The 8,469-nt window shown below is 68.0% G+C and carries 5 protein-coding genes and 1 pseudogene; 3 read left to right on the top strand and 3 right to left on the bottom strand.

Going from position 1 to position 8,469, the window contains the following annotated elements:
• Positions 1–13 precede the first annotated feature (13 nt).
• Positions 14–1,141 (top strand): PLP-dependent cysteine synthase family protein, encoded by a 1,128-nt coding sequence (locus tag IEZ15_RS29350; protein ID WP_373302635.1) that lies wholly within the window; start codon positions 14–16, stop codon positions 1,139–1,141.
• On the top strand, positions 1,138–2,421 hold the full coding sequence (locus IEZ15_RS29355) for an MFS transporter (protein WP_189280082.1): 1,284 nt from the start codon (positions 1,138–1,140) through the stop codon (positions 2,419–2,421). The genes IEZ15_RS29350 and IEZ15_RS29355 overlap by 4 nt, the downstream gene beginning before the upstream one ends.
• A 264-nt stretch (positions 2,422–2,685) precedes the next feature.
• Here IEZ15_RS29355 and IEZ15_RS29360 read toward each other — a convergent pair whose 3' ends face one another.
• Complete coding sequence (locus IEZ15_RS29360; protein ID WP_189280083.1) at positions 2,686–5,487, bottom strand: hypothetical protein; 2,802 nt, start codon at positions 5,485–5,487, stop codon at positions 2,686–2,688.
• 561 nt (positions 5,488–6,048) lie between these two features.
• On the opposite strand from IEZ15_RS29360, the gene IEZ15_RS29365 reads away from it, so the two are divergent.
• A protein-coding gene (locus IEZ15_RS29365) for an IS5 family transposase (RefSeq protein WP_229846163.1) occupies positions 6,049–6,857 on the top strand; the annotation gives its coding sequence in 2 pieces (ribosomal slippage) (positions 6,049–6,393 and positions 6,396–6,857; 807 coding nt in all).
• An 8-nt stretch (positions 6,858–6,865) separates the two neighbouring features.
• Here IEZ15_RS29365 and IEZ15_RS29370 read toward each other — a convergent pair.
• Complete coding sequence (locus IEZ15_RS29370) at positions 6,866–7,663, bottom strand: bestrophin-like domain (protein WP_189280085.1); 798 nt, start codon at positions 7,661–7,663, stop codon at positions 6,866–6,868.
• Positions 7,664–8,193: 530 nt separating this feature from the next.
• A pseudogene (locus IEZ15_RS45165) lies at positions 8,194–8,469 on the bottom strand (hypothetical protein); the annotation flags it as partial.

The raw sequence follows: 8,469 nt of genomic DNA on the forward strand, positions 1-8,469 counted from the left end.
CATGACCGCTGCCATGCGCAGCATTTCCACCGACGACGTGCACGCCTTCGTGGCGGCACACGAACTCCCCGAACCGGCAGGTGCGCCCCGCCGCACGCCCGCCGGCATGGTGGGCAACACCCCGGTCCTCTGGGTCGGAAGCCCGTTCACTCCCGCCGGCCGAGGCTTCTGGGCCAAGTTGGAGGGCGCCAATCCCGGCGGCATCAAGGACCGCCCGGCCCTTCACATGGTTGCGGCTGCCCGTGCACGCGGAGAGCTCCGGCCCGAAGCGCCCGTCATCGAGTCCACCAGCGGGACGCTCGGACTCGGTCTCGCGCTCGCGGGCATCACCTACGGCCATCCGGTCACTCTGGTCACCGACCCCGGCATGGAACCGCTCATGGTCCACCAGCTCCGCGCTCTCGGCGCCCGGGTGGAGGTGGTGGCAGAACCCAGTCCGGCCGGCGGCTGGCAGCAGGCGCGCAGGGACCGCGTCCGCTCCCTGCTCGCCGCTCATCCGGGCTCCTGGTGCCCCGACCAGTACCACAACCCGGACAACCCGGCGGCGTACGCGAATCTCGCCCTCGAACTCACCGTACAGCTCGGCCGGGTGGACGTGCTGGTGGCCGCCGTCGGAACGGGCGGGCACTCGGCCGGGACCGCCCGCGCCCTGCGCGCGATCTCGCCGGGCGTGCGGCTGGTCGGCGTCGACTCGGTGCGTTCCACCATCTTCGGCCAGCCCGCCGGTGTCCGCCTGATGCGGGGCCTGGGCAGCAGCATTTATCCCCGCAACGTCGACCACGCCGCCTTCGACGAGGCCCATTGGGTCGCACCGGACGAGGCGGTCCGGGCGGCCCGACAGCTGGCGAGGCATCACTGCGCGAGCGGCGGCTGGAGCGTCGGCGCCGTTGCGCTGGTGGCCGGCTGGCTCGCCCGCACCCTCACCCCGGGCACCCGCATCGCGGCGATCTTCCCCGACGGAGTCCACCGCTACTGGGACACGGTCTACAACGACGACTACTGCCGCACGCACGACCTCCTCTCACGCCGGCCGGCTGACGACCCCGATGAGATCGCCCATCCCGGCGAGCGCGTCGTGGAGCGCTGGACGCGCTGTGTGAACATCACCGCGCCCCGCGCCGACGAGGAGGCCACACGATGAGGGAGCTCGCCCGGCAGTTCCGCTCCTTCGACGGTGCCGTACGGCTGTTGATGGTCCAGCAGTTCACCATCAACACGGCGTTCTACATGCTCATGCCCTACCTTGCGATCCACCTCTCGGGTGGCCTGGGCATGGCAGCCTGGGCGGTCGGACTCGTGCTCGGCGTAAGGAACTTCAGCCAACAAGGCATGTTCCTCATCGGCGGCACGCTCGCGGACCGGCTCGGCTGCAAGAGCGTGATCACCGCCGGATGCGTGCTGCGGACCGTCGGATTCGGACTGCTCGGTTTCGTCGACTCGCTGCCCGCGCTGATCGCCGCGTCGGCGCTGACGGGCTTCGCGGGGGCGTTGTTCAACCCGGCTGTGCGGGCCTTGCTCGCACGGGAAGCGGGGGAGCGACGGGTGGAGGCGTTCGCGCTGTTCAACGTCTTCTACCAAGTGGGCATGTTCGCCGGCCCCTTGATCGGTCTTGCCCTGATCGCACTGAATTTCCGGCTGGTGTGCGCGGTGGCGGCACTGCTCTTCCTCGGACTCACCCTCGTACAGGTCAAGGTCCTGCCCGACCGCGGGCGCCCGCCGGCTGCGAAGGAGCGGCGCCAAGGAGTGCTCGCCGACTGGCGCACCGTGGTGTCCAACCGCCCCTTCCTGCTCTTTTCCGCAGCGATGATCGGTTCGTACATCCTGTCCTTCCAGGTCTACCTGGCGCTGCCGTTGCAGGCGCAGCGGGTGGCCCCGGGGAGCGGGGACGGTGTCAGCACGGTGCTCTTCGCCGTATCGGCGGGTGTTGCCGCGGCCGGACAACTGCGCATCACCGCTTGGGCGCGGGCGCGTTGGTCTCCGGGCCGGTCCGTCGTCTACGGCTTGACGCTGATGGGCGGCGCCTTCGCACCGCTCCTTGTCGCGGGCGCGCCGCCCCGGGGCGATGGTCTGCTCATCCGGGCAGTGGCCCTGGCACCGCTGTTCCTTGCGGCCGCCCTGCTCGCCCTCGGTACGGCCCTGGTGTATCCGTTCGAGATGGATACCGTTGTCGCGTTCTCCGGCGAGCGGCTGGTAGCCACCCACTACGGCCTGTACAACACGATCTCGGGCGTCGGAATCACCGTCGGGAACCTTGCGACCGGCGCCGTGTGGGATGCCTCTACTGAGCAACCGCGTCTGCCCTGGCTCGTGTTGTGCATCGTGGGCGTGGTGTGCGCCGCAGCGATCGCCGGCTTGACGCGCACCGGGAGACTTGGGCCTCTTCGGGTCGGCCGGGCGGGGGAACCGGTTTTGCAGCGGTGAGGCAGTGCCGTCCGGCGCGATGGCCTGCTCAGCTCGCCTGCAGGCCGCCGTTGCGGCTGGCCCGGCCCCGGTGGTCGTGCGTCGTCGCCGTGACGGCCGGTCTCTGCCGCCGACGTGATGGCCTACGTTCTGCCGGCGGAACGTAGGCCAGGCGAGCCGGGTCGAAGTTTGTCCACGTCGACGAGGGGCCACGTTTGCGCGGTACGTGGGAAACGCGTGGGGCACGCCGCGCCATTGCAGCCAGGGCTTGCCCGCAGCGCCGGGCTAGTAGATGACGCATTCCTGCAGGGTGGCACCCGCGTAGGAGCTGCCGCCATCCTTGGCCTTCACGAGGACGTGGCGGAGCTTGCCGTGGTCCAGCGCCTCCTCCAGGTCGTGCGCCAGCTTGCCGTCCCGTGGGGACTTCGTTGCACGCTCCTTCATCGCCTCGATGATCGTCTCCACGTACTCCCTGGTCCCCTGCTGGACCATCTTGTTCTTATGGCGGCCCTTCCCCTGACGCCAACCGGGTTCGCTCGATGGCGCCTTGGCCTCGACGATGAGCAGCGTGCCGTCCCTGAGCCGGTACAGCTGGTCGAACATATCGGCACCATTGGGGGTTTTGGGCAGGGGAATCCACTGGGCTCCCGGGAACTTTTCCGGAACGACGTGGTAGCGTGCCGCGCTCTCGCCGAGCCGCTCGGATATGCGGCTGTTGTTGGGCGTGACGCCTAGTTCTTTCCGGTAGTGCTTCAGTGCCTTGTCGCGTGTCCGCCCATTGGCCGCGGTCCCATGCCTGTTGAACTTCAGCTCCGCGTTGGTGAGATCCACGGACGTCTTGCGATGGTCGGCGATCTTGTTGAGCAGGTCGCTCCGTTTTCTGTCACCGACCGAGCCCGGGTCGACGAGCGTCTTGGGGGACAGCTTCACTCCGGGGGCCGAGGGCAGCTTGTTCTTGGAGATCCAGTGGTTCTCGTTGTCCTTGGCGAGTTTCGGCAGCGTGACGCCGTTCTCCGTGGTGGTCTCGCTCTTTCGGCGGCCGTCGATTTTGTAGTTGGCGGAGTACCAGACCGGGTCGTTGTTGGCCTTCCAGACCATCTCGTCCTGGATGTACTTGTGGTGGTCGACGGCACTGCTCAGCAGTTCGTTGCAGGTGAACACGCTGTTCGTGCGCTGCGGGGTGCCGTCCGGGCCGGGCGGATAGGTGGTGAACACGGCCGCGTCGAAAGCGGGGCCGCCCGCGCCGTTGCAGTACTTGTCGAGCTTGAGCTTCTTGAACTCCTTCGCCAGTGCCTGCCGGTCACTGCCGGCCAGGAGGGTGGAGGCGTTCGGGTCGATGTCGATCCAGGCGACCTTGTCGAAGCCGGGCGGGACCACTCCGGTACCGGAGAGTTCGTTGATCGCCGCCGCGAAGTCGTTCACGACCGCGTCCGTGCCCCCGGACACGGCCTTGCGCTGGATGGTCTGTTTGCCGGTCAGGTTCTGGAGGTCGGCCTTGTACCCGTCCGTGGAACCCTCGGGTTTGTAGGTGTTGCCCCAGACGACCTTGTTCCCCGCGCGCGCCAGATCGCTCGCATAGTGCAGCGTCCGCCGGTCGGAGACGGAGAGCTGGGCTGTCTTGGCTGCCAGTTCGGCAATGCCGCTCTCGCCGGAAACTCTCAGGTTGTCGGTGTTCACGGCCAGGTCGTAGAACGGCTCGAACGCTCCCTGCTGCTCCAGATTGGCCACCGTCTTGCCGACATTGCTGAGCCGGCTCTTGCGGACCTCGGGGCTGGTCCGCGGACCGATGTCGGCTGTCATGGCGTCGAGGAGCTGCAGGACGGGCTTGCCCTTGCTGTCGTTGGCCCGCTGGTCGCCCAGTGCCTCATTGAGCTGGAAACCGCGGCCCATCAGCCGTTTGACGAGCGCCGGGTCGTCGCCCATGACGCTCACTTCGTAGAAGGCCGCGGACCAGCTCACCGGGATCGTCTGGCCGGGCGGTGCCGTATTCGTCGCCGTCGCTGTCAGCGTGCGGTTTCCGCCGGGGGGCACGGAAACAGGACTGTTCAGGGGCGTCTGTCCGGCTACGGTCACTATCACCGTGCCGCTGGCCGGAGCGGTGCCCTGGTTGGTCACGTTCACGGTGGCCGGGCAGCTCGGAGTGCTGCAGAACGATGCCGTGAGCTGTACGGCCACGTCCGTCTGGGCCGCCACACGTTGGCTCAGCGGTTCGGCCTGCTCGTGCGAGGTGTCGACCCGGCGTACGTTCTCCGTTGTGCTCTGCACCTGGGCCTTGTCGGGCTCGCTGACTGCGGACGACAGGGCAGGGGCGGGCGCGGGCTCACCGGCCGCCGCCGGCACGTGACCTGCGGACTGCACATGGCCCGCGGACCGTGCGGCACCGTCCTGCGGGCCGGAGCGGAAGACGGCAGTGCGCGCATCCGAGGCGTCCGGCGCAGGTGCGGGTGTGGCGGCTCCTTGAGATCCAGCGGAACCCGGCAGGCCGACCGAGAGCGGCTGGTACGGAGGGGACGCACTCACCACGATGCGCAGGGTGCCGTCGGTCAGTACCTTCGCCGGACGGCCGTTCACCGACGTGGCCCCGCTCTGGCGCCACCTGGACGGCCGCCCGGACGGACCGTCGGTGTCCTGGCCCGAGAGGGCGTCGGCGAGCGCCGTCGGAGTCATCCGGGACAGCTCGGCCAGGCCGATCACCCCCTGCGGCGGGTCGGCCACCCAGGTGTTGGCCAGCGCTTCGGCGCTGCCCGGCTCGTGCTCGAACCACCACTGGCTGTTGCCGCGCAGAAGGGTTCGCTCGGGGCTCACAGCGAGCTCCGCGTATGCCCCGGAGTCACGGCTCAGGGTTCCGTAAGTAGTGCCGTCGCGGGCGACCGTCAGACGGAAGCCGATGATCGCGCCGTTGCCGTTCACCGTGGTCCCCGCATAGGTGACCCCTCGCCAGGCGCGCAGGCTCTTCGTGGCCGCCGAGGCCAGCTGCGGGGGCGTCTTCTCGCGTGGCCAGAGCACAAAGGTCATCAGACCGGCGACGAGCACCATGACCAGCGCCAGGGCGCCCCAACGCCAGTACCAGCGACTGGACTTAATCAACCGGACAAGCGCTCCAGCCGCCCGGGACGCCCGACTGCCCGATGGCGGTGGCGAGAGGTGCGGCGCCTGAGGGGGAAGTGGTGGGAACGAAGGGTACGGGGGAAGCGGTGGTTGCGGAGGTGGTTGCTCGGACGGTACTGATGCGCTGTCCCGTGCGTCCACATCTGCCCCCGGTTCCGGGACTGGGCGACCCCACCGGGTCGTGGCGTGATGGTCCCGATTCCCCATTCCTGATTTCCATCTCAATCCCCCTTTCAAACAAGCTTGTTCGCGCCACGTGGCAGGTTCCCGCCGCTCCCTGAACCCTACGGTCACTGATCACCTCACGGTCCAGGCCAGAGATCAGCCCGAGGAGCGCCGACCCGGGCTGTATCAACCAGGTTTTAACGACCCCCTCAGCCGGTCAGCGATCTTCCGCCGAACCCTGGAGCCGATACGCCGCCGGAGAGCATGGAAGGTCACCAGCAGGCTGGGTTCCTCGGGGGAACCAGCGACAGTTGAATAGGAGAGCCCACCAGTAAGACGTCGTTTCTTATGGCGTGATCGCTCGTTGAGTAGTGCATGACGGATCTGGTTGAGCGGTTGGTGCCGGGTGAGTTGTGGGTGCTGTTCCGGCGGGTGGTGCCGCTCACGGAGGTAAAGCGTCCTCAGGGCGGCGGTCGACGACGGGCCGGTGACCGCGAGACTCTGGCCGCGATCATCTTCGTGGCCACCTCGGGTTGTACGTGGCGGCAACTGCCGCCGGTTTTCGGCCCGGCCTGGCAGACCGTCTACCGGAGGTTCGCCCAGTGGAGCCAGGACCGGGTCTGGGCCCGGCTCCACCGCGTCGTCCTGGACGAACTCGGTGCCCGGGGCGAGCTGGACTGGTCGCGGTGCGCGATCGACTCCGTCAGCGTCCGGGCGGCAAAAAGGGGCTGCTGACCGGACCGAATCCGACCGACCGTGGCAAGTTGGGATCGAAGATTCACCTGATCACTGACCGGAGCGGGCTGCCGCTGTCGCTGGGCATCTCCGGCGCGAACATGCACGACAGCCAGGGAGTGGAACCGCTCGTCCGCGGCATTCCTCCCATCCGGTCCCGCCGCGGACCCCGCCGCAGGCGACCGGCCAAGCTGCACGCGGACAAGGGCTACGACTACGACCACCTGCGTCGATGGCTCCGCAAACGCGGCATCCGCCACCGGATCGCCCGCAAGGGCATCGAGTCCTCCACCCGGCTCGGCCGCCACCGCTGGGTCGTCGAGCGAACGGTGTCCTGGCTCGCCGGCTGCCGACGCCTGCACCGTCGATATGAACGCAAGCCCGAGCACTTCCTCGCCTTCGTCGGCATAGCCGCAACCCTCATCTGCCACCGCCGACTCACCAAGTGAAACGACGTCTAAGACCCGCCTTCGAAGAAGCCGGACTTCAGGTCCCCGATGATGACGTCGAGTGGATGCCCACTCACGGTGATCGGTCCACTCCAGGGCGCGGTGAGTGCGAAGAGCAACGCCAGGCTCAGCCCGACCACACTCGCAACGCCCAGAACGAGCAGTGACGTTCGCAGGCTGCTGCGGAAGGTGAGTGCGCCGGCGTTCACGATCAAGGCCAGTCCGCCGACCACAAGCGTGACAACGTAGAGCGCGGGTACGTCGCGCGAGGCAGCCGCAACGCGTGCGCGACGACTATTGGTGACGCTGTCCAGGGAAACCAGCAGCTCCGTGCTTGCCGGGGTTCCCAGCTCAGGCCGGGCCGCCTCGGCACGCACGCTCCGCTCCAGCCGCGCGATCGCGTGAGCGGTGGCCGGGTCGTCACCGGACGCCGCTGCCGCACCCTCCCATTCCCTGACACGCGTGGCCTGCAGGTAGTCCAGCAGTGCCGAATGGATCGGCTCCGACTGGACTCGCGGACTTGTCGCCGACCACGCCAGGCGGGAGGCTGCGGCCGCCTCGTCGCTCACCAACTGCTCTGCTGCGCGCAGGTAGCTGGCCTCGCTGGCCAGCGAGAGTGCCGCAAAGATCGCGAAGGCGGCGCCGAGTGTAGGCATCAGGGGCATGGCAATCTGGGGCACCTGATCCTGTTCCCCGACCGGTACGAGCGCCCGGACGCCGACCCGCGCCACGGCCGCGACCAGTAGGGCAAGGAAGAGCCAGCCAACAACCAATACCACCGTCGGCAGCGAGGCCAACCAGTTCACCACATCACCTACAGCGCGTTCCCGCGAGCGTCACCCGGCGGCGCCTCACGACCTGGACCTTCAACGAACGCTCCATGATCACAGGTCGAAGATCTCCGATGCCCGCGACGCACGGCACCGGCACCTCGCTTCGTTGGCCAATCAGCCGAGTACGGCCCAGTGCGACGCTGTTCGGCCGCCTTGCGATGCACCGCACCGGACGCCTTTTGTTATCCGCCCAAGGTTGCGAGACGCGCTGTTAGCCCGGCCTCTGCCGCCTGTCGAATGCGTGCCGAAGGGCGGTCGACGAGACGCCAAGCACGGGAAGAGGAGCAGGTCAGCAGGGGTATGACACCCAACCCACCAAGTGCCTTCTAAGCGCTTGGCCTCATCGATCAGCAAGTTGTGGTGACTGCAGTGTCTGACATCAACGTCAGCGCACTCGATCGCTCCTGAGCGGCTCTTGGGCCACTCACCGTGCTGTGTCATCGGTTTGGCGCCCAGGCGGGCCGTTCAGTTGGTAGAACTCCTAGTACTCCAGCCGGACTTCTTCATTCGTGCTGGTCAGCGGCTTGGGTGTGGGGAGTGTAGTGGGCTGGAATGGGGGTGGGGCGGTCTTTGCCGGGTCGTCCCGCGAAGGTGTGGCCGCGCTGCTTGTAGTGGCAGCGGCGGGCGCGTGCTTGGTGGCGGCGACGCCAGTGGGACCACGTCATCGCGTGGTCCCGGTCCGGAGCACGGCGGTGGGGTCCAACTGCCAGCAGACGTCGAATCTCGGCCGGTGTGAGGTCCACGAGGTCGGGTGTGTCCCGCTCACTGCCCCCTTTTCT

It is taken from the genome of Streptomyces atratus, from assembly GCF_014648655.1.
GTDB lineage: Bacteria > Actinomycetota > Actinomycetes > Streptomycetales > Streptomycetaceae > Streptomyces > Streptomyces atratus.

Excerpts from the sequence above, each read along its gene's own strand:
- IEZ15_RS29355 (WP_189280082.1), top strand. The coding sequence starts at position 1,138 with ATGAGGGAGCTCGCCCGGCAGTTCCGCTCCTTCGACGGTGCCGTACGG.
- IEZ15_RS29350 (WP_373302635.1), top strand. The coding sequence starts at position 14 with ATGCGCAGCATTTCCACCGACGACGTGCACGCCTTCGTGGCGGCACAC.